At 42.9% G+C, this 25,509-nt stretch carries 23 protein-coding genes; 10 read left to right on the forward strand and 13 right to left on the reverse strand.

Translation table 11 applies throughout. The annotated features are described in order from the left end of the window. The first annotated feature begins 130 nt into the window (after nt 1-130). The 4 genes from lptF to FTU80_RS06090 all read left to right on the forward strand — a co-directional run bounded on the left by lptF (nt 131) and on the right by FTU80_RS06090 (nt 5,166). Entirely contained in the window at nt 131-1,231 is a 1,101-nt protein-coding gene (gene lptF / locus FTU80_RS06075; protein WP_180084516.1) for an LPS export ABC transporter permease LptF, read from the forward strand. Between the two features lies 1 nt (nt 1,232). Next, nucleotides 1,233-2,303, forward strand: coding sequence for an LPS export ABC transporter permease LptG (gene lptG, locus FTU80_RS06080; RefSeq protein WP_078192591.1), 1,071 nt, complete (start codon nt 1,233-1,235; stop codon nt 2,301-2,303). A gap of 122 nt (nt 2,304-2,425) precedes the next feature. Then, nucleotides 2,426-3,973: a 2,3-bisphosphoglycerate-independent phosphoglycerate mutase gene (gpmI, locus tag FTU80_RS06085; RefSeq protein WP_180084517.1), complete on the forward strand. Its 1,548-nt coding sequence runs from the start codon at nt 2,426-2,428 to the stop codon at nt 3,971-3,973. Nucleotides 3,974-3,990: 17 nt separating this feature from the next. Next, nucleotides 3,991-5,166 carry a S41 family peptidase gene (locus tag FTU80_RS06090; RefSeq protein ID WP_180035951.1) on the forward strand — a complete coding sequence of 392 codons (1,176 nt, stop codon included), beginning with the start codon at nt 3,991-3,993 and terminating at the stop codon, nt 5,164-5,166. A 22-nt stretch (nt 5,167-5,188) separates the two neighbouring features. Here FTU80_RS06090 and FTU80_RS06095 read toward each other — a convergent pair whose 3' ends face one another. The 3 genes from FTU80_RS06095 to FTU80_RS06105 are packed head-to-tail and all read right to left on the reverse strand — an operon-like array spanning nt 5,189 to nt 8,859. Further along, on the reverse strand, nt 5,189-6,616 hold the full coding sequence (locus FTU80_RS06095) for a sigma-54 dependent transcriptional regulator (protein ID WP_180084518.1): 1,428 nt from the start codon (nt 6,614-6,616) through the stop codon (nt 5,189-5,191). A gap of 19 nt (nt 6,617-6,635) precedes the next feature. Next, nucleotides 6,636-8,201 (reverse strand): PAS domain-containing sensor histidine kinase, encoded by a 1,566-nt coding sequence (locus FTU80_RS06100; RefSeq protein WP_180084519.1) that lies wholly within the window; start codon nt 8,199-8,201, stop codon nt 6,636-6,638. Nucleotides 8,202-8,223: 22 nt separating this feature from the next. Continuing rightward, nucleotides 8,224-8,859, reverse strand: a complete 636-nt coding sequence (locus FTU80_RS06105) for a response regulator (protein WP_078189449.1) — start codon at nt 8,857-8,859, stop codon at nt 8,224-8,226. Nucleotides 8,860-9,071: 212 nt separating this feature from the next. On the opposite strand from FTU80_RS06105, the gene FTU80_RS06110 reads away from it, so the two are divergent. Then, nucleotides 9,072-10,121 carry a serine hydrolase gene (locus FTU80_RS06110; protein ID WP_180084632.1) on the forward strand — a complete coding sequence of 350 codons (1,050 nt, stop codon included), beginning with the start codon at nt 9,072-9,074 and terminating at the stop codon, nt 10,119-10,121. A gap of 123 nt (nt 10,122-10,244) precedes the next feature. On the opposite strand, the gene thrC is transcribed toward FTU80_RS06110, so the two are convergent. The 4 genes from thrC to xerD form a co-directional block, all read right to left on the reverse strand. Beyond that, entirely contained in the window at nt 10,245-11,384 is a 1,140-nt protein-coding gene (gene thrC, locus FTU80_RS06115; protein ID WP_078192584.1) for a threonine synthase, read from the reverse strand. Between the two features lie 62 nt (nt 11,385-11,446). Beyond that, complete coding sequence (locus FTU80_RS06120) at nt 11,447-12,751, reverse strand: homoserine dehydrogenase (protein WP_078192857.1); 1,305 nt, start codon at nt 12,749-12,751, stop codon at nt 11,447-11,449. Nucleotides 12,752-12,881: 130 nt separating this feature from the next. Further along, entirely contained in the window at nt 12,882-13,694 is an 813-nt protein-coding gene (locus tag FTU80_RS06125) for a DsbC family protein (RefSeq protein WP_180084520.1), read from the reverse strand. A gap of 96 nt (nt 13,695-13,790) precedes the next feature. Further along, complete coding sequence (gene xerD / locus FTU80_RS06130; protein ID WP_180084521.1) at nt 13,791-14,708, reverse strand: site-specific tyrosine recombinase XerD; 918 nt, start codon at nt 14,706-14,708, stop codon at nt 13,791-13,793. 172 nt (nt 14,709-14,880) lie between these two features. Between xerD and FTU80_RS06135 the strand changes: the two genes are divergently transcribed. From FTU80_RS06135 to ftsW, 5 genes are all read left to right on the forward strand, one after another. Then, entirely contained in the window at nt 14,881-15,144 is a 264-nt protein-coding gene (locus FTU80_RS06135; RefSeq protein WP_078189444.1) for a FeoA family protein, read from the forward strand. Beyond that, the gene (gene feoB, locus FTU80_RS06140; RefSeq protein WP_180049853.1) at nt 15,141-17,006 is read left to right on the forward strand and encodes a ferrous iron transport protein B; all 1,866 of its coding nucleotides are present in this window, start codon (nt 15,141-15,143) and stop codon (nt 17,004-17,006) included. Before FTU80_RS06135 ends, feoB begins: the two co-directional genes overlap by 4 nt. Before the next feature lie 36 nt (nt 17,007-17,042). Next, nucleotides 17,043-17,294: a DUF6587 family protein gene (locus FTU80_RS06145; protein ID WP_180039944.1), complete on the forward strand. Its 252-nt coding sequence runs from the start codon at nt 17,043-17,045 to the stop codon at nt 17,292-17,294. A 159-nt stretch (nt 17,295-17,453) separates the two neighbouring features. Continuing rightward, complete coding sequence (gene murD, locus FTU80_RS06150) at nt 17,454-18,800, forward strand: UDP-N-acetylmuramoyl-L-alanine--D-glutamate ligase (RefSeq protein WP_180084522.1); 1,347 nt, start codon at nt 17,454-17,456, stop codon at nt 18,798-18,800. A gap of 21 nt (nt 18,801-18,821) precedes the next feature. Continuing rightward, nucleotides 18,822-20,018, forward strand: coding sequence for a putative lipid II flippase FtsW (gene ftsW, locus FTU80_RS06155; protein ID WP_180084523.1), 1,197 nt, complete (start codon nt 18,822-18,824; stop codon nt 20,016-20,018). Here the strand turns inward: ftsW and FTU80_RS06160 are convergent. The 6 genes from FTU80_RS06160 to thiC form a co-directional block, all read right to left on the reverse strand. Continuing rightward, the gene (locus tag FTU80_RS06160) at nt 20,007-20,267 is read right to left on the reverse strand and encodes a zinc-ribbon domain-containing protein (RefSeq protein ID WP_078189439.1); all 261 of its coding nucleotides are present in this window, start codon (nt 20,265-20,267) and stop codon (nt 20,007-20,009) included. The genes ftsW and FTU80_RS06160 overlap by 12 nt on opposite strands. Nucleotides 20,268-20,352: 85 nt before the next feature. After that, a complete protein-coding gene (gene gluQRS / locus FTU80_RS06165) occupies nt 20,353-21,270 on the reverse strand; it encodes a tRNA glutamyl-Q(34) synthetase GluQRS (RefSeq protein ID WP_373684222.1) in 918 nt (305 codons plus the stop codon). Between the two features lie 4 nt (nt 21,271-21,274). Next, nucleotides 21,275-21,802, reverse strand: a complete 528-nt coding sequence (gene dksA, locus FTU80_RS06170; protein ID WP_078189438.1) for an RNA polymerase-binding protein DksA — start codon at nt 21,800-21,802, stop codon at nt 21,275-21,277. A 209-nt stretch (nt 21,803-22,011) separates the two neighbouring features. Continuing rightward, nucleotides 22,012-22,815, reverse strand: coding sequence for a 3',5'-cyclic-AMP phosphodiesterase (gene cpdA / locus FTU80_RS06175; RefSeq protein ID WP_078192576.1), 804 nt, complete (start codon nt 22,813-22,815; stop codon nt 22,012-22,014). A gap of 10 nt (nt 22,816-22,825) precedes the next feature. Next, nucleotides 22,826-23,446, reverse strand: coding sequence for an NUDIX domain-containing protein (locus FTU80_RS06180; protein WP_078192575.1), 621 nt, complete (start codon nt 23,444-23,446; stop codon nt 22,826-22,828). Between the two features lie 76 nt (nt 23,447-23,522). Continuing rightward, entirely contained in the window at nt 23,523-25,418 is a 1,896-nt protein-coding gene (thiC, locus tag FTU80_RS06185; RefSeq protein ID WP_180084525.1) for a phosphomethylpyrimidine synthase ThiC, read from the reverse strand. Nucleotides 25,419-25,509: the final 91 nt, after the last annotated feature.

Below are 25,509 nucleotides of genomic sequence, written 5' to 3' on the forward strand. Positions count from 1 at the left end.
AAACCATTAAACCATTGAAACATTTATATGAATAGAGTTTCAATGAGCAACAAGGGTATAGGTTTTATATTTTCTACATTCGGGTAAACTAACGCTAGTTTTTATTGGCCCTATTTTTGGAAGAATTAATTTGATTATTCGGCGTTATCTGGTCAAGCAAGTGGTGTCGACATCACTGGTTGTGATTGCCTTATTGACCTTGATCATGATGGGTGGTCGTTTGATCAAGTACTTTGGTGTGGCGGCGCAGGGTCGTTTAGATGCAAGTATTTTATTTAGCATCATTGGCTACCGTTTGCCTGAGTTTTTAACTTTAATTCTTCCGCTCGGTTTCTTTATTGGTCTGATGTTGGTCTTTGGTCGTCTGTATGTCGATCATGAAATGGCTGTGCTCAATGGTAGTGGTGTCAGTCGCAATCAATTGTCACGTTTATTGGTGCCGATGACCGTGGTTTTTATGGCTGTTCAAGCATTTTTGATGTTGTGGGCGTCGCCTTGGGGCATCCGTCAGTTTGAAGCATTAACGACTTCACAAGCTGTACGAACAGGCTTTGACTTGGTTCGACCGAAAGAGTTTATTTCCTCTGGGCCCTATACTATTTATGCAGGCGACTTGTCAGAAGACCGTAAAAACTTAAAAGATATTTTCTTCTATCAACGTGCAGAAAAAGAGGGTAAACCCGATGTCATTATTTTGGCGAAAGAAGCCACGCGTGTTGAAGTGCCCGATGACAATGCCAATGTGGTTGACCTAGTTGAAGGTCGCCGTTACGAAATTTATCCGGGGCAACCGCGTTATTCTCAAGCAGAATTCCAAAGTTATCGTTTACGTTTAGAAAATGATAAAGAAGCAAAATTTGAAAGTACTGAAGTAGAAGCTTTACCAACCTCGAAGTTATGGGATAACCGTCATGATCCTGTGGTTGCCAGTGAACTTGGTTGGCGAATCTTTGTGCCGTTCGCTATTTTGGTGGCGTTATTGCTTGCCACCGCTTTGTCTGAGGTCAGTCCTCGTCAAGGGCGTTACCTAAAACTGTTCCCCGCCTTACTTATTTTTGCCAGTTTAATCGTGGCTTTAATGGCGATCAAAACGCGGATCAGTAAAGATGAAATGGGTATCTGGGCTTATCCACTGGTCTTAGTGATTTACAGCATTGCAGCAGCATTGTTCTCGCGTAAACAAAAATTAGCGCCCAAAATTAAGAAACAAATTCAGCGAGTGAGGTCTTAAAATGTTGGCACGTCGTATAGTTGCAAAACATGTGACCAAAACTACTGCTTTAGCCATGCTTGGTGCGACCGCGGTATTGGCTGGCTTACAAGTGCTTTTTACTTATTTAGGTGAATTGGGCTCGCTGAAAGAAGGTTATAACGCATGGAATGCTTTGCAGTATGTGTTATGGAGTTCACCGAATTATTTATATGAAATTTTACCGATTTCAGCCTTGATTGGCGCGGTATTGGGTTTAGGGACTCTAGCTTCAAACAGTGAATTGATTGTCATGCGTTCGGTCGGCATCAGCCTTTGGCGGATTGTGGGCTGGGTGATTCGTTCGGCACTCATTTTGGTGGTTTTATCCTTTGCATTAAGCGAATGGGTCATTCCCTATACCAATGAACAAGCCAAAAGCGTCAAAAGTCACCGCACTGCGGCTGAGTTGGGTGAAGTCAAAGGCTATTGGTCGCGTGAAGGCCAGCGCTTTATTTATATTGACTATGCCAATTCGCAAGGTCAAATTAAAGATGTTCAGGTTATTGATTTTGATGAAAAATATCGTTTGCGAGGCACTTTGGATGCGGAGCAAGGGAATTTTGTCAAAAATGGCTCTTGGTCGCTACAAAATTCAACCCAAGTGGATCTATTAGCGACGGGTGATGCTGTAGCGAAGCAAAATGCTGAACAGCCGCTTTCATTGGCGTTGCAACCTAAATATGTGCATATGGTTACCATTGACCCTGAAGATTTATCACCGAGTCAATTGGTGAGCTTTATGAGCTATATGCATGAATATAGCCAAGTCCCGAAAACTTACCAATTGGCGTTTTGGCAAAAGTTTGGTTCGCCCTTTGCTTTAATTGCCTTGGTGGTAATTGCGTGTTCATTTATTTTTGGACCTTTACGTCAACAGTCGATGGGTTTCCGCTTGGTGATTGCCTTATTTGCTGGACTGGGCTTTTACTACTTACAAGATTTCTTGGGTTATGCAAGTTTGGTGTACGCTCCATCGCCTGCATGGTTCGTCTTTATACCAATTATTTTGATGTTTGTAGCGGGTGGCTATCTGCTGCACCGCGCACGTTAAGTGCATGCAAGATTGAGTAAAACAATGTTGATGACCTAGATAAACCATGGTTGTCACATAGAGTCTTCACCGAAAATTCGGTAAGATAGTATGATTAATTTATAAACGAAAGAGTGTTCATTATGACGGATGCAACTGCTGGCAAAATCCCACACGTATTGGTAATTATGGATGGTGTGGGTCATCGCGAAGCGGTCGAGGACAATGCCTTTTTAGCAGCAAAACGACCTAACTTGACTGCAATGCAGGAAAAGCATCCGCATGGATTGATTTCAGGCTCTGGCGAAGACGTTGGTTTACCTGATGGTCAAATGGGTAACTCTGAAGTGGGTCACATGAACCTTGGTGCAGGACGTGTGCTGTATCAAGACTTTACTCGTATTACCAAAGATATTCGTACCGGTGCCTTCTTTGAACATGACGTATTAGTCGATGCGGTTGAAAAAGCCAAAGCTGCAAACCGTGCTGTACATATTATGGGCTTGTTGTCTGAAGGTGGTGTGCATTCACATGAAGATCACATTGTGGCGATGGCTGAATTGGCATTAAAACGTGGTGCAAAAGTTTATCTTCATGCATTCCTTGATGGTCGTGATACGCCACCAAAAAGCGCACAACCTTCGCTTGAAAAATTAGATGCGCTGTTTGCTCAGTATCCGGGTCAAGGTCGTATTGCTACCATGATTGGTCGTTACTTTGCGATGGACCGTGACAACCGTTGGGATCGTGTTGAGCAAGCCTATCGTCTTTTAACTGAAGGTGAAGCGGTGCGCACTGCAGCGACCGCTGTTGAAGGTCTAGAGCAAGCTTATGCTGCTGAAGAATCAGATGAATTTGTGAAAGCGACGCGTATTGGTGATTTAGCACCGATCCAAGATGGTGATAGCGTTGTCTTTATGAACTTCCGTGCTGACCGTGCGCGTGAAATTACCAAAGCTTTTGTGGAAAAAGATTTTGCAGGTTTTGAACGTAAAGTGGTTCCCGCTTTATCAAAATTTGTCATGTTGACACGTTACCAAGCGACAATTGATGCACCTGTGGCTTATATGCCAGAAGCGTTGCATAACTCGATTGGTGAATACCTGTCTAATTTGGGTAAAACACAACTTCGTATTGCTGAAACTGAAAAATATGCACACGTGACCTTCTTCTTCAGTGGTGGTCGTGAAGATGAATATCCGGGTGAAAAACGTATTTTGATTCCATCACCAAACGTTGCGACCTATGATTTAAAACCAGAAATGAGCGCTTATGAAGTCACTGATGAATTGGTTGCCGCAATTAATTCAGGTGAGTACGACTTACTGGTTGTGAACTATGCCAATGGTGATATGGTTGGTCATACTGGTGTGTTTGATGCAGCAGTCAAAGCAGTAGAGGCCGTAGACACGTGCTTAGGTCGTGTATATGAAGCTGTGATGGCAAATAAAGGTCACATGCTCGTGACTGCCGATCATGGTAACGTAGAGCAAATGCAGGATTACCAAAGTGGTCAGGTGCATACTCAACATACCACTGAACTTGTACCGTTTATCTATGTTGGTCCGACCAATGCAACAATTGCAGAAGGTGGTGTTTTGGCTGACGTAGCGCCGACACTGTTAACGCTTATGCACATTCCTGTACCAACAGAAATGCAAGGTCGTAACTTGATTACTCTTGAAGCTTAAAATGTAAGGAAGCATGAATGACTAAAGCACACTGGACGTCAGTTGTAAGCCTTACAGCCTTGCTGCTGTGTTCTAGTCATTCGACATGGGGAGCCGACAAAGCAAAGTCGGCTTTCGATGAATTTGATGGCAGCTATGAACAAAGTTATGCCGAAGTACCTGTCGAATCGATCCAACAATTTGTTCAGATCTATGGCATTGTCAAAGAAAATTATGTAGTTGAAAAAAATGACGATGCATTATTCCAACAAGCCATCAAAGGCATGGTCAGTGGTTTAGACCGTTATTCACGATATCTTTCACCTGAAGACTATAAGCAGCTTTTGCAATACACCGAAGGGGATATTGCGAGTGTCGATTTCAATTTGCGCTTTGATGTAGGTTTGCAGCAATGGGTCATCACCAATTTAAAACCTGATGCCGATTCAGCAAAGCTAGGTCTGAAAAATGGCGCGGCGGTGTTTAAAATTGATGATCAAGAACTCAAAAAACTTAATCAAGATCAAGTACGACACCTGCTCACCGGCAGTATCGGCTCTACGCTGAATCTACAATTGATAACTGCAAGTCAACCGATTAATTTGGTCAGAAACACTAAAGTTGAAACAGATATTGAATCTAAATTATTAAATAATCAGGTTTTAGTTTTACACGTTAAAGTTTTTCAACAAGATACAGCCAATGAAATTAAGCGTTTAATTGAAAGTCATGGTTCACGTGTCAAAGCCGTATTGTTTGATTTAAGAAATAATCCCGGGGGGTTATTGTCCGCAGCAGTGGAGTCTGCCGATTTATTTTTGAATCAGGGCATTATTGTGTCGACTCGAAGTCGATCTGAGGGTGACCAACAGTTTCAGGCTTTACCGAGTTTTGAATTTCAAAATATGAAAGTCGGCATTTTAATCAACAATCGTTCCGCTTCTGCCGCAGAGGTCTTTACCGCAGCATTAAAAGAGCATAAACGTGCATGGGTAGCGGGTGAGAAAAGTTATGGTAAAGGTGTGGTTCAAAAGCTATTTCCATTGAGTAATGGTGCGGCTTTACAAATGACTGTGTCGCAATATCTGACCCCGAATGGCAAAATGATTGAAGGAATTGGGGTGCAGCCAGACTATAACTATCCGCTGCAACATGATGCACGTGAAGATCACTATGTCGATCATGTTGCAGAGTTATTGCTGAATCAAAAATAAATAGCAATACGCTGGAAAGCTTTTACTCTTCGTCTTCGGTATCTAAGCCGAATTTTTTCAAACGATAGCGCAATGAGCGGAATGACATGCCTAATTTTTTTGCGGCAAGGGTTCGGTTCCAGTGGGTGATGTTCAACGCATTCATGAGCACTTCTTTTTCGATATTTTCTAAAAAGAGTTCTAAACCTTCTTCAGGTATTTTACGAGGAACCACACTCTGTTCGTTGCTGTTTGCAGCAAGCTGTGCAGAATCATTCGTTGTTGGAGCGGAATTGAACTGAGCACTCGGTTGTCTTAATGGCGCACTTTGCAGATGTTGAAGATCAATTTGCTCATCATCGCAGAGGGTCATGGCACGTTCGATAATATTGCGGAGTTCACGGACATTACCCGGATAGTATTGGCTGAGTAGGAAGTTTTTCGCTCGTTCAGTCAGAGGCTTAGTGGCAATTTCCCATTCATGGCTAATTTTTTGAATAAAATGTTGTGCCAATAAGAGGATGTCGTCGCCACGTTCACGTAAGGCAGGCAACACTAAATCCATCACATGGATACGGAAGAATAAATCTTGGCGGAATCGACCTTGTTGGACAAGAGCTTCTAAGTCCTGATGACTGGCACTGATCACACGGAAATCAACATCAATTTCACAGTCTGAACCTACGGGGCGAATACGTTTTTCCTGTACCGCACGTAGCAGTTTAACTTGCATGGCTAAAGGTAATTCGGCAATTTCATCCAGAAATAAGCTACCACCATGTGCAGATTGAATCAGACCTTGCTTGTCTTGGGTGGCACCACTAAAGCTGCCTTTTTTATGGCCAAAAAGTTCACTTTCCATTAACTCTGTGGGAATTGCCCCACAGTTAATAGCAATAAAGGGCCCTTCATTACGGTTGCTTAAACGGTGAACCAGATTGGCCACGACCTCTTTACCCGTACCAGATTCACCCGTAATAAAAACAGGTGCTTGTGAACGTGCAATTTTCTTTAGAGTTCGACGCAATTGCTGGATTGGAAGCGATTCACCAATCAACATTTTATGTTCTAAAGCATCTTGCGAAGTAATGTCTTCGGCCAATGGCTTATTCAGGGCTTTTTGTAGCAGTTGTTCAAGATGTTTTGGATTGATCGGTTTGCTGACAAAATCGAATGCTCCCGCCTTTAATGCGGCAATGGCAATGTCCATGTTGCCATAGGCTGTGAGCACAGCAACGGGCAGGGCAGGACAGTGTTCATTCATCCAATCTAAGAGCTGTAGACCATTACCATCGGGTAAGTTGAGATCGGTTAGACAGGCATCGTAGCTATAGGTAGACAAGGCTTTTTTAGCTTCATCGAGGCGATGTGCAACATGCGTTTTAACCCCCATCCTTGATAAAGACATTTGCATTAGCATACATAAGTCTTCTTCGTCATCAACTAATAATACCAGTGGTTGTGAATCCACAGTTTTCCCCTAAAAACAATTAAATAACAGCTTGTAAGCACTCAATCCTAAAGCAAGCTCCCTGTTTTTGTTCTACATAGGAAAGCTGTGCTTGATTCGCTTCACAGAAGCTATGAGCAAGATATAATCCTAAACCAGTTCCGGTAATTTCGGTACTAAAAAATGGTTGAAATAACTGTGCGCGGTTTTGTAAAGCAACCCCATTACCGAAATCTCGGACATCGATCTGGACTTTTTTCTGATCCGTACGCGCCACCACTTCGATATACGACATGTCCGGATTGTTATGGCGAATCGCATTACGAATCAGGTTGATTAAAATTTGTCTGAATTGTGCCTCATCAAAATCGATCAAGGTTTTGGCTTGCACATTGAGCCGAATGTTCTGTTGAATGTCTGCCAGATCTTCTTGTAGGAACAGCGGTAAAAATTGTTCTAGATTCAGACGAGTAGGGTGGGTTTCCTTATTACGCACCATATTTAGGGTATCTTGAATAATTCGGTCAATCCGCACCGCTTGACGTGAAATCATATGATTCAACATGTGCTGTTGTTCGGTATCACTTTGCGGATATAAATCATTGGCATGCACAATTGCGGCTAAAGGATTGCGAATTTCATGTGCAATACTGGCGGAGAGTTGCCCTAAAGCAGCTAATTTTAATTGTTGCACTTGCTGATTGAGTTTTTGTGCATCTTGTAAAATCAGCAAGGTCAGCATTTGATGCGGCACAACGAGTTTTTGTACGAGTACCTGAATGTGGTATTGGCTTTGTTGGGATTCAAATTGGAATTTTTCACCGCTTTTTAAATCTTCAAATTTGAGTAATTCAAATAAGTCTGGCTGCGTGGTATACAGTGGATATTGGTCATGATGATAAGAATTCGGCATGCCGAGTAAATGACAAGCAGCAGGATTACTCAGTACCACATGACAGTTTTCATCTAACACCAAATAGCCCGTATCAATCTGCTCCAAGATATAGCGGTTAATGTTTTGTAGTCGATGGAGTTCTAAGGATTGCGAAAAATTCAGATTTTCTAGTAACTGAAAACGTTTCACGGCAATTTGCGCACTGCCATACACCACACAAAATAAAAAAGCCAAAATCGCACTGTTGGTTAAATTTTTGAGTGAAGTAAATTCAAGAATTGAACCTAAAAACAGTTGATACACCACGCAGATCACAGCGATGAGGGTGATGACCAAAGCTTTTTGGGCATCTAATAACAGGGATGCTGCAAAAATCGTAATCACAAACAGCAAACTCAAATGTAAATTGGGTCCATCGATGGCTAAGGTCAGTAAGCTCAGCGAAATCACATCTACGATGAATAACAGCAGTAGCTGGTTTGGAATACGGACTTTGAAGCGTCCAAGCGACATGAATTGAATGCTGGTAAACAGCAAATAAATCGTCAATACATATAGGTATAAACGTGGGTATTCATAATCTGAAGTGAATTGAGTGTAGGTCAGTAAAAAGACCAGTAACAGACAGGCACTGATGATAAAGCGATAAGCACTGTACCAAAGGCCTAAATGATACTGGTTCAATTCACTATGAATTGAACGCTGTGTCATAAGTAACAGGATGTACGTTGTGTTAAGGTTTGATTAACCCGTAGCGAATCGCCAAGTGAGTTAGTTTGACATCACTATCAATATTCAGTTTTTCAAAAATGCGGTAACGGTAGGTATTCACTGTTTTAACACTAACGAATAATTTATCAGAAATTTCTTGCGCACTAATACAATTGACCACCATCATGGCAACTTGCATTTCACGCTCAGACAGGGCGTCAAAAGGTGATTGTTGTGTATCAGACAAATATGAGCTGGCCAGTTGTTCTGCAATGTCTGCACTGAAATATTTGCCGCCTTGCATCACTTTATTAATCGCACGGACCATTTCAGTAACTGGTGCACCTTTGGTGATATAGCCTTTGGCACCTGCTTTTAACAATAAAGACGGGTAGGGTTCTTCAGCAAGTCCACTGACTGCGAGGACTTTTGTATCTGGCGCTGTTTGAAGTAGGCGACGTGTGGTTTCTACACCTCCGATCCCCGGCATATTGACATCTAATAAAACGACATTTGGATGGTGTTGGCGAACAAGTGTAATCGCATCTTCACCAGATTCGGCTTGTCCAATGACTTGGACATCTGCATGGTCTTCGAGCATACGGCAAATACCAGTACGGACTAATTCATGGTCATCTACCACCAAAACTGTGATCACCTACACTCTCCCTCAAATCAAAATCTGTTTTTTTTGTTACATAAAGCAAAATAAGCTTGCAATGAAACGACAAAATTAGCAATCCTATTCTTATATGAAATGAAAAACTTCATACACAATGTGTGAGCAAAAAATGTTCGTAGTTGTGACCAATGTACGGCATATTGCTGGTCTTGCGCAAATGTTTAGTATCCTGAGTTGAGTGAGCAATGGTGAAAAAATTAAATAAATCCTTCATGCACGTTTTGGGCATGTCAATTTTATTCAGTATGAGCAGTTTCAGTTCTGCTGAAATTGTGATGAATAGTGCTGCAAATCAGCAGTCAAATATTAGCTGGTCATCTGAAGATGCAAACCAGTTACTCAACGGTGACGTGTCTTATAGCGCTGAAGAGCCATCTCCTCAAGGGTCAACTAAAGTGACTACTTCTGTACGTAGTACAGGCGGTGTGGTACAGACAGCACCATCGAAAACGGTCCGTATCATTGATACCAATCAATACGCAGGTCAGCCTTCTGTAAATGCACGTGCGGCATTGGTTATGGATGGGCAAACCGGTGAGGTGCTGTATAGCAAAAATAGCAATACCGCTTTACCGATTGCATCGATTACCAAACTCATGACAGCAGTAGTGATTTCAGATGCCCGATTAAACATGTCTGAAAAGATTACCTTACAACAGTCTGATTTCTCATGTTCAGGTTGTAAAAGCTCAAGTTCAACACTTCGTGCTGGCGACAGTATGAACCGCGCAGAAGCATTGCTGTTTGCTTTAATGAAGTCTGAAAATCCAGCGGCTTCGGCATTAGCACGTACTTATCCAGGTGGTCGTTCTGCATTTATTGCAGCGATGAATGCGAAAGCACGCTCATTGGGGATGAACTCGACTCATTATATGGAATCGACTGGCTTGCATCCAGGCAATGTCGCTTCGGCACGTGACTTAGGTATTTTGGTGAATACCGCTTCGCAGTATGGTTTGATTCGTCAATTTTCAACCACACCAAGTTATGACTTTAATTTGGGCTACCGCGTATTGAAATCAAACAATACTAATGCTTTAGTGCGTAATGGTGGTTGGAATATTAATATTTCAAAAACTGGATTTATTAATGAAGCAGGGCGCTGTGTAGTGATGCATACCACATTGAATAACCGTCCAGCGGTAGTGGTGTTATTGGGTGCGGATTCTTCAGTTGCACGAACCAATGATGCGACACGTTTAATGAATTGGGCGAGCCAGTTACCAAAACGTATTTAATAAGATTTCAGATTTTTCATTCTTTCAGTATTTGGATTTACTCAACGTTTAAATGCTGAAGTGGATGCAAGATATAAAAAAGCCCTGCAAGAGCAGGGCTTTTTTATTTAGTCAGCATATGAATTACATATTTGACAGAATTGAATCGCGAACTTGATCCATAGTTGCATCAATCGACAACATCACGGCGTCTTGGCATTGCTTGATGGCAGTGTCAGGATCTTTTAAACCGTTACCTGTTACAGTACATACGATCACAGAACCTTCAGCAATTTTACCTGCTTTAATGTCACGAATCGCACCACCGATAGACGCTGCAGAAGCAGGTTCTACGAATACACCTTCGTACATAGACAGTAGACGCTGTGCTTCTAAGATTTCAGCATCTTGAAGTTCATCGAACCAGCCTTCTGAGTCGCGGACTACGGCTTTAGCATGGTTCCAGCTTTGTGGATTACCAATACGGATTGCAGTTGCTACTGTTTCAGGGTTTTCTACAGGTGCGCCGCGTAGGAATGGTGCCGCGCCAGCAGCTTGGTAACCCACCATTGTTGGTAGACCCGCAGGTTTTGGACCTGTGAATTGATCAGTTTCAGGATCATAAACGACTTGTACAAATTCTTCTTTAGGCTGATTCGCCACAGCTTCGGTATAACCCATCCAATGTGCTGTGATGTTACCCGCATTACCTACAGGTAGGCAGTGGTAATCTGGCGCACGACCTAATTCGTCAACGATTTCGTAAGCAATGGTTTTTTGACCTTGCAGACGGTATGGGTTGATTGAGTTTACAATCGTAACTGGTGCTTGATCTGCAACTTCTTTTACAAGACGCATACCGTCATCGAAGTTACCGTGGATTTGCATCGTTACCGCACCGTACATCATCGCTTGCGCCATTTTACCCATGGCAATTTTGCCTTCTGGGATGAGCACAAATGCTTTAATGCCTGCACGTGCAGCATAAGCAGCCGCTGCAGCAGATGTATTACCTGTAGATGCACAGATAATTGCTTTAGAGCCTTCTTCAACTGCTTTTGTTACAGCCATGGTCATACCACGGTCTTTAAATGAACCAGTCGGGTTTAAGCCCTCGTACTTCACATAAATTTCAACATTTTTGCCAATAATGCGTGGAATATTCTCAAGCTTAATCAGTGGCGTATTACCTTCGCCCAAAGAAATTGCGCGAGTAGTTGCAGATACGGGTAAACGGTCGCGATAGCGGTCAACTAAACCAGTATAACGATTGGCATTAGACATGATGATGTTCCAATTGTGTGTAGAGCTTGGCGAGAGGAACTGAAATATTCCCCTCGACCCGATTAATTATCAAGCGATTCTAAACGAATTCGTACAATTTCGCCATGAATGACAGGCAATGCTTGAATTTGTTGAAGGGCTTCATCCATTTTAGATTCTTTAACTGGATCAGTCAGAATCACGATAGGAATAAGGTCTTTTAAGCGCGGCTGTTGCATGATCGCATCGATGCTGATTCCTGCACGGCTTAAAATCGTAGTGACATCAGCAAGAACGCCAGTTTGATCTTCGGCATTAATACGGATGTAGTATCCAGTGGTCATTTCTTCACGTGGAAGAATTGGTAAATCAGTTAGAGCTTCAAACGCAAGCTGTGGAATTGTACCTGCACCATCTTCGGTATATGAGATGTCACGGACAATATCGACAACGTCGGCAACCACTGCTGATGCTGTCGGGCCTGCACCTGCACCTGCGCCATAGTAAAGCGTTGGACCAACGGCATTGGCTTGAACCAACACAGCATTTTTAACGCCATTTACATTGGCAATCAGTTGGTCTTCAGGGATCAGCGTTGGATGAACACGAAGTTCAATGCCCGTTGCAGCACGACGTGCAATACCTAAATGTTTAATACGGAAACCAAGGTCTTCAGCATATTTCACATCTTGCGCAGTAACTTTGCTGATGCCTTCAGTGAATACTTTGTCAAACTGGAGTGGGATACCAAAAGCAATAGAAGCCAGCAATGTTAACTTGTGCGCTGCATCGATCCCTTCGACGTCGAAGGTTGGATCTGCTTCGGCATAACCGAGTTCTTGCGCTTCTTTGAGAACATCTGCAAAGGCACGACCTTTTTCACGCATTTCAGTCAGGATAAAGTTCCCTGTACCGTTAATAATACCAGCCAGCCAGTCAATTTTATTGGCTGCCAAACCCTCACGGAGGACTTTAATAATTGGGATACCACCTGCGACAGCTGCTTCATAAGCAATCTGAACGTGATGATCATCGGCCAATTTAAATAATTCATTACCGTGTTCAGCTAATAACGCCTTGTTGGCGGTCACTACTTGTTTGCCATGAACGATTGCTTCACGAATCACTTCATACGCAGGGTGAATGCCGCCCATAACTTCAACCACAACGTCTACATCGGGTTGACGGACGATATCCAATAAATCAGCACTTTGCTTCACTGAAGCAGGCAGTTCTAAATCAGGACGAGGGCGACGCGTACCCACATGGGTAATTTCAATTTCACGACCGGTGCGACGTTTAATCTCAGCAGCATTTTCTTTTAGTAGTTTAAGGGCACCACCACCCACAGTACCAAGACCGAGGATTGCCAGACGAACTGGTTTCACGTCACACTCCATTTATTTCATCATTGCTTTAAGTGAGTTTAGATCATAGCTAAAAAAACGTTCGGACTCTAGGGTAGAAATCACTTTATTCCCACCCATAAAAAACATTCATTTAGCCTATAAAAATTAGTTATTTAAGCGCACTTTCAAGTTCGGAAGCCGACATGTAAGCACCGATGTGTTTGCCTTCTGCGTTATAGATCGCTGGCGTACCATTCACACCAATATTTAGACCCATTTCATACATGCTGCGCACAGGGTTTTGACATGATGCAGGCTCGATTTGCTCACCGGCAATGGCTTTATCAAATGCGGCACGACGGTCTTTGCTACACCAGATAGTTTCCATCATTGGCATGTGTTGTTCACCACGTGGCCAAGCGATATAACGGACTTCAATGCCACGGGCATTAATATCATCCATTTGTTCATGTAATTTATGGCAATAAGGACAGCTAACATCGGTAAACACATAAACCACGTGTTTGGTTTTACCTTTGGCTTTATAGATCAGTAGGTCTTCAGTTTTTAATTGATCAAATAATTTTTTGTTGGCTGCTGCTTGTAGGGTATCGCCTACATTAAAGAGTTGCTTTTCACCTAAACGAACCACGTCGCCTTGGAAAATGTATTTACCATCAGATGTAGCATAGACCGCAGGCATGCCTTCAAAGCTTACCCAAAACAAATTAGGAACTTCAGTCGCTTTCACCCCAGTGACTTTGGCATTGATATTGGCTTTTTGCAGATTAGATTGCAAAGTATCAATTAAACGCTGCTGAGCATTACGTTCAGATAAATTCGAAGCTTCACCAGTTGCAGGCGTACTTGCCGTTAATGTCGCATCTTTCTTTTCGTCATTATTTGAATTAGAACAAGCCACTAACGCCATACTGGCAACAAGTGTCGATGCGAGAAAAATTTTTGAACGGGTAAATAACATAAACAACCCTTTTCTTTTAGCTTTATCAAACAGGTGAGTAAGCATAGCAAAAAATATCGGGCACAATAGAACTTCTTGGTCTGATATTTCCTGCCGTTAAGCTCTCGGATGATAGTCTGCATGTAATTTTTGCATACGAATCTGCGCGACATGGGTATAAATTTGCGTGGTAGACAAGTCACTGTGGCCGAGCAGCATCTGCACGACACGTAAGTCGGCACCGTGGTTGAGCAAATGCGTGGCAAAGGCGTGGCGTAAGGTATGTGGTGATAATTCGGCTTGAATGCCTGCAATGAGCGCATAGCGTTTAATCGCGTACCAAAAGTTTTGGCGACTCATCATTCCACCGAGTTGAGTGAGAAATAAAGCATCGGTTGCGCTTTTGTATAAGACGGGACGTGCTTCAGCTAAATACTTCTCGATCCATTCCACCGCCATTTGACCTAAAGGAACTAAGCGTTCTTTATTGCCTTTACCGGTAATTCGTAAATAGCCTTGTTTAAGATTGATCAGTTCTAATCTTAAATTTAATAACTCAGAGACACGTAAACCACAGGCATACAGCACTTCGAGCATGGCACGATCACGTAGACCCAATGCGGTGTTGAGGTCTGGGGCATTAATCAGGGCTTCGACATCTGCTTCAGATAAATCCTTTGGTAGGGCACGACCCAATTTGGGTGTTTTATGGATTGCAACAGGATTGTCACTGCGTATTTTTTGTTCACGCAAGAACTTGAAAAATGAACGCAGTGCAGAAAGTGAGCGGGCGATCGAGCGAGGGCTTTTTCCTTGTTTAGTCAGACTAAGCAAGACATCTGAAATGTCGTCACTGCTCCAATCAGTCATGACATGCGTATGACACTCACTGCATTGAATTAAATCAGATAAATATGCATTTCGAGTGTGTGGACTGACGGTTTGAGCTATTAAATGATCACGATATCCGTGTAAAAAACTGAGTGATTCTGGAATTTGGACTGGGGTTGGAATACGTGGTTTTTTATTTAACATGTGCCGCTCATTTTCGAAATTAAACCAAGAAATCACAATGGTTTAATGCAATGTAATTTAAAAAAATAGTCGTGTCGATGCTAGATTGTTAAATGAGAATTGAAATCGAATCCGATTTGTTAATTATTCTCATTTGTTTGTATAATGTTCAAAATTTTTTAGGGTTAGTTGCGTGCGATTATCTGATTTGAAAGTGAAACAAAGCGCAGTCATTCATAAGGTACATCGTAACCAGAATGGCAACAATGCTCCGGCTGATTTAGTCGCTAGCCGTTTAGAGACTTTGGGTTTTGTTCCCGGAACAAAAGTACAGGTGATTACCAAAGGTATTTTTGGTGGTGACCCGATTTTAATTCAAGTTGGGTTTACTCGTTTCGCACTGCGAAAAGTAGAAGCTGAAAAAGTGGAAATAGCAATGGAAGGGGCATCAGCATGAGTGATGCGTTACGTATTGCCCTCGTTGGTAATCCAAACTGTGGTAAAACTTCATTATTCAATCATTTAACGGGCACACGTCAGAAAGTTGCAAACTATGCTGGGGTAACGGTTGAGCGTAAAGTTGGTCAATTTACGTTGCCATCGGGTAAATCTGTTCGAGTTTTGGATTTGCCGGGGACATATAGCTTAGAAGCGACGAGTCCTGATGAAGCCATTACGCGTGATGTTGTGCAAGGTAAAATTGCAGAAGAAGGGCATCAAGATGTCTTTTTATGTGTAGTTGATGCGACAAACTTAAAATTGCACCTCGGTTTGGTCATGGAAATGATCGATTTGGGTCGTCCAATTTTACTTGTCCTCAATATGATGGATGAAGCACGTCGTCGTGGCATGCAAATCAATACCCAAAAGCTGTCTCAGCGTTTGGGGGTGCCTGTCGTAGAAACCGTTGCTGTACGTAATGCAGGTATTGAAAACTTAATGGGCGCTTTGGATGCCGAAGGCTTCAGAAAACCAGATGCGTCATTAAGTGATACCAATCTTTCTGGGACTAACCACGAAAAAATTGAACAAATTTTAAAAGACGTGGTGGTGTTTGTTGATCATGAAGATAAACGCTCAGACTTCCTCGATAAAATTTTTCTACATCCAGTCTTTGGTTTAATTACCTTAGCGGTGATGATGTTTATTATCTTCCAAGCGGTGTTTGCGTGGGCTGCGCCGTTTATGGATGGTATTGAAACCTTCTTCGGTTGGTTCGGTGAATTAGTCGGTGAACACATTTCACATCCACTCCTGAACAGCTTGGTGGTTGATGGGATCATTGCGGGTGCAGGCGGTGTGGTGGTGTTCTTGCCGCAGATTTTAATTTTATTCTTCTTTATCTTGGTTTTAGAAGAATCAGGTTATTTACCACGTGCAGCATTCTTGCTAGATAAGCTGATGTTTAAAGCGGGTTTGAGTGGACGTGCTTTTATTCCTTTGCTGTCGAGCTTTGCCTGTGCTGTACCGGGCATTATGGCAACCCGGAGTATTCAAGACCCTCGAGATCGTCTGGTAACGATTTTAGTTGCGCCGTTGATGACGTGTTCGGCACGTTTACCGGTTTATGCCTTGCTGATCTCAGCATTTATTCCACAGCAAATGGTCTGGGGCGTCTTTAACTTACAAGGCTTGGTGTTATTTGCATTATATGCAGCAGGGATTGTGAGTGCCTTAATTGTGGCAACAGTGCTGAAATTCTTCCAAAAAGATAAATCACAGCATGCCTTATTGATGGAACTTCCAAGCTACCGTTTCCCAGATATTAAGAGTGTTTGGATTGGTTTACTGGACCGTGCCAAGATCTTCTTGAAACGTGTCGGTGGCATCATCTTCGCTTTATCGATTTTGTTATGGTTCTTGTGTACTTTCCCGCAACCGCCAGAAGGCGCAACTTTGCCGGATATTGATTATTCATTGGCAGGTATGCTTGGGCATGTATTACAACCGATTTTTGCACCATTAGGTTTTAACTGGCAGATCTGTATTGCCTTAATTCCAGCGATGGCTGCACGTGAAGTCGTTGTAGCGGCATTGGGTACGGTGTATGCCTTGTCTGCAACAGATGAAGATGCCATGTCTCAAGGTCTGGCAAATTTAATTAGTAGCGATGGGTCATTGGGTTGGTCATTGGCAACCGGTCTATCATTATTGGTATGGTTTATTTATGCGCCACATTGCTTGGCGACATTGGCGACAGTTAAACGTGAAACTGGCTCCTTGAAAACGGTGAGTTTCATGACTATCTATTTATTTGGTTTGGCTTATCTAATGGCATTCATCACGTATCAAATTGCAACACGCTATTTTGGATCGTGAATTGTGAATGGCAAAAGCTGAACAAAGGAGAGAGACATGCTTGAATCAATAATTATTGCGGTATTGGTGATTTGGAGTGCTGTCGTGGTGTTTAAGAAGGTATTTCCAAAAACATCAAACTCAGTCTTCACAACTTTATCTGAGCACTGTGCAAACCGTGGTTGGAACAGTTTGGCCAAATGGTTAAAGCCCAAAATGGTCGCAGGCTGTGCGGGCGGTTGTGGATGTTCAGCTTCGGATAATCCATCTGCAAAAAAAGCTGAAGTACAAGCGGTGAAATGGAAATAAACTCACCGTCAATTGCTTGAAGAAACCGCCCAAGATGGGCGGTTTTTTTACGAGCGGACACAAAAAAACTGCGAGAAAGTGAAAACATAAAAAGCATTCAAAACAGCAAAATGCTAACATTTTGTCAGATTTAAAAACTGACCAAAAAATGGGGCGAAAATGTTAATACAGCGTGGTGGATTGAAGGTTGTTGCCGGATTAGGGATTTCTGGTGTTTCCGCAGTGAATTTCTTACATAGCCATGGCTACCGCGTTGCAGTCACCGATTCACGAGCAGTCCCACCGGGTCATGATCAAATTCCAAGTGATGTACAAACCAGTTTTGGTCAGTTGGATCAAGATTTATTACTTCAAGCAGAAGAAATTATTATCAGCCCGGGGCTAGATCCAAAATTACCGCAAATTCAGGCGGCCATTGCAGCCAACATTCCTGTGGTTTCAGAAATTCAAATTTTACGTCGTGCGACAGTTAAGCCGATTGTCGCGATTACAGGTTCGAATGCGAAAAGTACCGTAACGACTTTATTTGGTCTTATGGCAGCAGATGCAGGCAAAAAAGTGGCAGTGGGTGGCAACTTGGGTCGTCCAGCTTTGGATCTCACCAAAGATGATCCTGAACTTTATGTTTTAGAGCTTTCAAGTTTTCAATTAGAAACCACGTCGAACTTGGCCGCAGAAGTGGCTGTGGTGTTGAACATGAGTGAAGACCATTTGGACCGTCATGGCGATATGATGGGCTATCACACTGCGAAGCATCGTATTTTCCAAGCGGTGAAAAAAGTGGTGTATAACCGTGATGACTCATTAACACGTCCATTGGTTCCAGATGTCACCCCAATGCAAAGCTTTGGCTTAAATGCACCAGATATGAATCAGTTCGGTATTTTACGTGATACTGATGGCACAATTTGGTTGGCACGTGGTCGTGAGCGTTTACTGAAAAGTGCAGATATGTATATCCAAGGGACACATAATGTGGCAAACGCCTTGGCATGTTTAGCTTTGGGTGAAGCGATTGGTTTGCCACTAGAGGGCATGTTGGAAACTTTGAAAACATTTAAAGGTTTAGAGCACCGCTGTGAATTTGTCAAAGAAGTGCATGGTGTTCGTTATTATAATGACTCTAAAGGCACCAATATTGGTGCGACTTTAGCTGCGATTGATGGCCTAGGTGCTGCGATTGAAGCCAAAGGCGGTAAAGTGGCGATTATTTTAGGTGGTCAAGGCAAAGGGCAGGACTTTACTGCGCTGCGTGATTCACTTTCAAAATATGCCAAAGTTGCGGTATTGATTGGTGAAGATCGTCCAATTATTGAAAAAGCGATTGAAGGGACAACCACGCTGATTCATGCTGAAAGTTTGAAACAAGCGGTTGAGCTGTGCCAACAAAATGCGGTAGCCAATGATGTGGTGTTATTGTCTCCAGCGTGCGCAAGTTTTGATATGTTTAAAGGCTACAGTGAGCGTGGACACCAATTTGTTGATTGTGTGAATGCACTCGTTTAAAAGAATGATAAGGAAAGTTGTATGGCTGGGTTAGCTCAGGCGACCATAAATAGAATAAATGAAGTTGTAGAGCGTTGGATTCCTCGGTTACCTGCCGAGGTCAACGTGCGCAATGTTTTAATGTTCTGTGTTTTGGCATTGTTGTGTATTGGGTCGATCATGGTGGCATCTGCTTCGATGCCTTATGCAGAGCGCATGCATGAAAATGCCTTCCATTACATTTCACGACACGGGATTTCGATTGCCGCTGCCGCCATGGCTGCGTATATCGCCTATAAAGTGCCGTTAAATGTCTGGTTTAACAACACCTTCTTTTTATGGATTGTGACCATTGTCCTGTTAGCTGCCGTTTTGGCGGTAGGTACTGAAGTCAACGGTTCTAAGCGTTGGATTCGGATCGCTGGTTTTACCTTACAGGCTTCGGAAGTCGCCAAAGTCATGATGGCGATATTTACCGCAGACTATGTGGTACGGCGTGCCGAAGAAGTCCGTAATAACATCAAAGGCTTGGTGCGATTGGCAGTGATTATGGCTGCAACTGTCGGTTTGGTCATGGCTGAGCCCGATTTAGGGGCGACGGTGGTGATTGCCTTAACCATGCTAGGGGTATTCTTCCTCGCAGGAGCACCGTTGATTCAGTTCGCAATTGCCTTTGGTGCGATCATCATGGCTTTTGTGTTCTTGATTTTATTTGAACCCTACCGTTTAGAACGTTTGATGTCGTTCTCAAATCCGTGGAATGATCCATTAGGTGCAGGCTACCAGTTGTCTAATGCATTAATGGCTTTTGGTCGTGGTGAATGGTTTGGTGTCGGCTTAGGTCATAGTATTCAAAAAATGTCGTATTTACCTGAGGCACATACCGACTTCATGTTGGCGGTTTTGGGTGAAGAATTTGGCTTCTTTGGGATTTTGACGGTATTGACACTGTCATTTGTGATGTTGGTCTGCTGTATTCGCATTGGTCATCGTGCATTACGTCATCAGTATTTACGTGCAGGCTACTTGGCTTATGGCATCAGTATTATTTTCTTGCTGCAAATTTTGGTGAATGCCGGCATGAACATGGGCATGCTTCCAACCAAGGGTTTGACCTTACCGTTTATTAGTTATGGGGGATCTTCTCTGATTATCTGTGCGGTAATGGTGAGTCTGATCTTAAAGATCGATGCGACGACCAAAGAAGTAAACCCAAGTAAAGAAGAATCAAGCTTCTAAATTCGTATCTCGTTGCGGATCAGGAGATGCATGGTGGAGTACACTGGCCGGCATCTCTGTTCCACAATGGAGACATTTGACCAAGCTCGCCTTGGCTTTAGATAGTGGAATCAATGGAATAAAAAATAAAGAAAAATAATTACGTTGCTGTTTCAACTCATACTGAGTTCTGCTGCGGCAGACAGGGCAAGTAAATTGGCTCTTTTCAATGACTTTGGTTTTCGGACCAACTCCAAAAATAAAAAACATTAGGCTCTCCAATGGTCGATTGATCACTTTATTAAAGCATAATTCAATTGAATATCGAGTGATTGGCTCAGATAGGGATGTGGGTTTATTGATAGATTTGAGGCAATGCTGTGCCATGGGGAATATGTTGAATATCCCACTGCGCAATCGCCTGTTGCAGCATAATACGCGGCGTGTCTAAGTCGACTGGCGGTTGGTGTAGGGCCTGCAATGCTTGTTGCAATAAAGGTGCTGCTTGGTTTAAATCAAGAGCTTGAGCCATATTCTGTTTTGACAGTTTTTGTCCCTGATTATTCATTGCCAATGGCAAGTGCATGTATTCAAGGCGTGGATAACCCAAAACCTGTCCGAGCCAAATTTGACGTTCGGTATTGTCCAAAAGATCAGCTCCACGTACGACATGGGTCATCCCTTGTAGGTAGTCATCCACCACGACAGCAAGTTGATAATTGATAATGCCATCACGGCGTTTTAAGACGAAGTCGCCCAAATCTTGTTGCAGATTGGAGCAATGCGTCCCTTGTAAGCGGTCGGTAAAACAAATGTTCTGTGCATCGACTTTGATTCGAATGGCCTGATCCTGAAGGGGAAGGCCCAGATTGCGACATGTACCTTGATAGATATGATTCGAACCGAGCATTTTTCGGGTGCATTGACAAGCATAGACCAAGTCTTGGGCATGCAAATGCGCAATGACTTGCTCATAGATTTCGAGGCGGTCTTTTTGGAAAATGATCTCGGTATCTGGTTCGAATTGAAATGCATCAATACAACGTAAGATGTGTTCTTCGCTGCCGGGGAATATACGTGGAATGTCGGTATCTTCGATACGAACGACCCATTGCCCCTGATGGGCACGGGCATCGCAGTAGCTTGCGACTGCTGTAATTAAAGAGCCAAAATGCAAAGGGCCGGTTGGCGATGGCGCAAACCGACCCACGTAATGCTCTGCAACTTTCCCTCCCTTTTTTAAAGGGAGGGCTAGAGAGGAATTACTCAACACAGAATTAACCGTTATTTTGCTTCTCTTTGATCTCTGCAAGTGTTTTGCAGTCGATACATAAAGTTGCTGTTGGACGTGCTTCTAGGCGACGTAAGCCAATTTCGATACCACACGTTTCACAGAAGCCGTAGTCATCATTTTTGATCGCTTCAATTGATTGTTCAATTTTACGGATCAGTTTACGTTCACGGTCACGTGTACGAAGTTCAATCGCAAATTCTTCTTCTTGCGTTGCACGGTCGTTCACATCTGGAAGCGCAGTATTTTCGTCTTGCATGGTATTCAAAGTACGGTCTACTTCAGACATTAACTCAGCTTTCCACGCCAATAAGATGTGACGGAAATGCTCAAGTTGCCCTTCAGACATGTATTCTTCATTCTTTTTAGGCTGATAAGGTTCAATACCAAATAAGCTTGCAGTAGAACCACCTTCAGTCGCCTTTGGCTTTGATTTGCGCACGCGTTTGGTAGACTTTTCGTCTACTACATCAGTTTGTTCGTCTAAGACTTGATTTTGGTTGTCATTCGCCATGTAGGGCATTCCTCATCATATGCATATATCTATACGCAAAAAATATGGTGATATGCAAGTTTTTTATCCACCCAACACAGAGTTTCCTTCTGTGGGGGTCGTCATCATATAGACTTTTTCTGCTTATTGATAGTCTTTGATGTTTGGATTCTAACTATCACTTTTCCTTTAGATGCCATAAAGTAAAGCAAAAAAATCAAATTGAAAAGTTAATAACCTGAAATTTCAACATTAATTTGAGGTTGTTTCAATTTGACCCGAACAACTTCAGTTTTAAATTCACCATTATCATTCAGATAGAGTGCACGATACCCTGGTAAAGCCTCATCTAAGGCAAAATTTTCACTATGTGGTTTGAACTGAACACTGGTCGAAGGCGTCGATAAAAACTGAATATTGCGCCATTGATTAGACGAGTCTTGATGTACGTGTCCGCATAGTACAATTTTGACATTGTCATGGCGTGAAAGCACATCTATGAGATGTTCAGCGTTCTTTAGTTTATGCTGATCTATCCAATGCGATTGCATGGCAAAAGGGTGGTGGTGGCATGCCACAATGATGTGTTGCTGTGGGTGTGCTGTGAGTAACTGATCTAATTGTTCCAACTGCTGTTGTGATACCCAACCATCCACTTTTCCTTTAACCGCACTGTTCAGTAAAATCAGACACCAATTGCCTAATGCGATGCAGTGAGCACGATCTTCCTGTTGATGAAATGGGAAGCAAGACGCTTCGTCATGGTTCCCCGGAATCTGATAAAACGGAAACGGCTGCTGTTGCATATATTCGAGATAACGCGCATAGGTACGCTCTACCGGCACTTGTGCAAGATCGCCAGTATGGACAAGCGTATCGATGTGATGATGGTTCAACTGAATTTGTTGAATCACATCGTGAAAACTCTGTTCTGGATTCATGCGGACAAATTCAAGATCTTCCTGATCCATTAAATGTGTGTCCGAGATCTGGATCAGTGTCCAGTCGTATTGTGGTGTATCCCTTAAAGTCATGTCCTTCCCCTTAGACATTCCTTGTAGTATGTATTTGTTGTTGTAACCATTGCAAGGCCATAATGACAGGTGCGTTTTTTAGCCGACCATTGGTTAATAATTCAGGAATATCAGCATAATCTAAGATATGCAATTGAATATTCTCTCCTTCATCAGGCATGCCAAAGACTCCGCCATGTTCAGGAAGTTCAGCTTCAGCACTATAAAGGTGGAATAATTCCGCGCAGGCACCCGCAGAGGGATAAAAACTAAATAAATGCTGTAGTGCATCTAATTCACAGCCTGATTCTTCCAAACTTTCACGGCGGATGCAGCTTTCAGCAGATTCATCACCATCGAGCACGCCGGCAATAATCTCTAGTTGCCATGGCGAAGTTTCATCATCAATCGCCCCAATGCGGAATTGTTCAATTAAGGCAAATTTTTGTTGTTGATGACTATAGATCAGCACACCTGCTGCTTCAGGACGATGAATCAATTCACGCTGAATGGTTGGAATCATGCTGTCTTGATGGAATAAGCGGTGTCGAAGCTGAACTTTTTCAACTTGAATAAAGCCTTTATAAAGATGTTCACGCCCTTCAATGCTGTAATCTTTTTTGTTATATGTGGCCTGTTTAATAATATTCATAAGCGCTAATTAGGATGAAATCTTCCATTTCATCCTAACCGAGATTTTGTTGAATACAAAAGATTTTTTTTAAGCTTTACACTTTGTGGTACAACTTTTGACCATGTTCATGATAGGCCGCTTTCATGCTTTGTAAACCTGTTTCAATTTCAGGATTAGATTCTGAAGAAAGCTGCATATCTTGCTGATTTTTTGCATAATCTCTCACATTTTGTGTGATTTTCATCGAGCAAAATTTAGGTCCACACATCGAACAAAAATGGGCTGATTTATGTGCTTCTTTCGGCATAGTTTCATCATGCATGCTACGCGCTGTATCAGGGTCTAAGCTCAGATTAAATTGGTCTTCCCAGCGGAATTCAAAGCGTGCTTTGGATAATGCATTATCACGAGCCTGCGCACCGGGATGACCTTTGGCAAGGTCTGCGGCATGGGCTGCAATTTTGTAGGTGATAATGCCATCTTTGACGTCTTTTTTATCTGGTAGACCAAGGTGCTCTTTCGGGGTCACATAACACAGCATGGCGGTGCCATACCAACCAATCATTGCCGCACCAATGGCAGAGGTAATGTGGTCATAGCCCGGGGCAATATCGGTGGTGAGTGGTCCAAGGGTATAGAAAGGTGCTTCTTTGCAAACCTCGAGTTGTAGATCCATATTTTCTTTGATCATGTGCATTGGTACATGGCCTGGGCCTTCAATCATGACTTGTACATCATGCTCCCATGCCCGGTGAGTCAATTCACCTAAGGTGCGTAATTCACTAAATTGGGCTTCATCGTTGGCATCTTGAATACATCCCGGACGTAAACCATCACCTAAACTGAATGACACATCATAGGCTTTCATGATTTCGCAGATTTCATCAAAATGCGTATACAGGAAGTTTTCTTCATGATGCGCTAAGCACCACTGCGCCATGATGGATCCGCCACGTGACACAATACCAGTTAAACGGTTGGCGGTGAGTGGAACATAACGAAGCAACACGCCTGCGTGAATCGTAAAGTAATCGACACCTTGCTCGGCTTGTTCAATCAGTGTGTCTTTGAAAATTTCCCAGGTTAAGTCCTCTGCGACACCATCAACTTTTTCTAAAGCTTGGTAAATCGGCACGGTGCCAATCGGTACAGGGGAGTTGCGAATAATCCATTCGCGGGTTTCATGGATATTTTTACCTGTCGATAAATCCATAATGGTGTCAGCGCCCCAACGAGTTGCCCACGTCATTTTTGCCACTTCTTCATCAATGCTTGAACCAAGTGCTGAGTTACCAATATTGGCATTGATTTTCACCAAGAAGTTACGACCAATAATCATCGGTTCACATTCAGGGTGGTTAATGTTGGCAGGGATAATGGCACGACCTTCAGCCACTTCTTGACGTACAAATTCGGGGGTGATTTCAGTTAAATTACGTGCGCCAAAATTTTGACCGGCATGTTGGCGCATATCGACACCTTCACGCTGACGCTGATTTTCACGAATCGCAATGTATTCCATTTCAGGGGTGATGATGCCTTGTTTGGCATAGTGCATTTGAGAGACATTGTGCCCACGACGAGCGCGACGGGGTTTTGAAATATGCGCAAAACGAATCTCTGCAGTACGAATATCTCGAAGACGCTCTTGTCCAAATTTTGAAGTTAAGGTATCGAGTATTTCCGTATCATTTCGAGACTCGATCCAAGATTCACGGACATTAGGTAGACCTTGATTCAGGTCAATTTGAATATTGGGGTCTGTATAAGCACCAGAGGTGTCATAAACCATGATCGGCAGATTTTTTTCTCCACCCATACCTGTAGGCGTATCTGTAAGGCTAATTTCACGCATTGGTACACGAATATCTGGACGTGAGCCTTGGATATAGACTTTTTTTGACGCGGGGAGAATACGAGTGAGATCTTTAGCATCTTGTTCATGTTGAGCAGCGCGATCTGAAGCGGTGAGATTCGTTAATTGGTTCATTGCAATGATCCTTATGAATGACATCAACGAATCAAGCACGACCAAAAACGTGGCAGTTTATCTGATGGATTCACCTGATAATAAAGGCGTA

Source organism: Acinetobacter sp. YH12145 (genome assembly GCF_013418335.1).
In the GTDB taxonomy this organism is placed as follows: domain Bacteria; phylum Pseudomonadota; class Gammaproteobacteria; order Pseudomonadales; family Moraxellaceae; genus Acinetobacter; species Acinetobacter amyesii.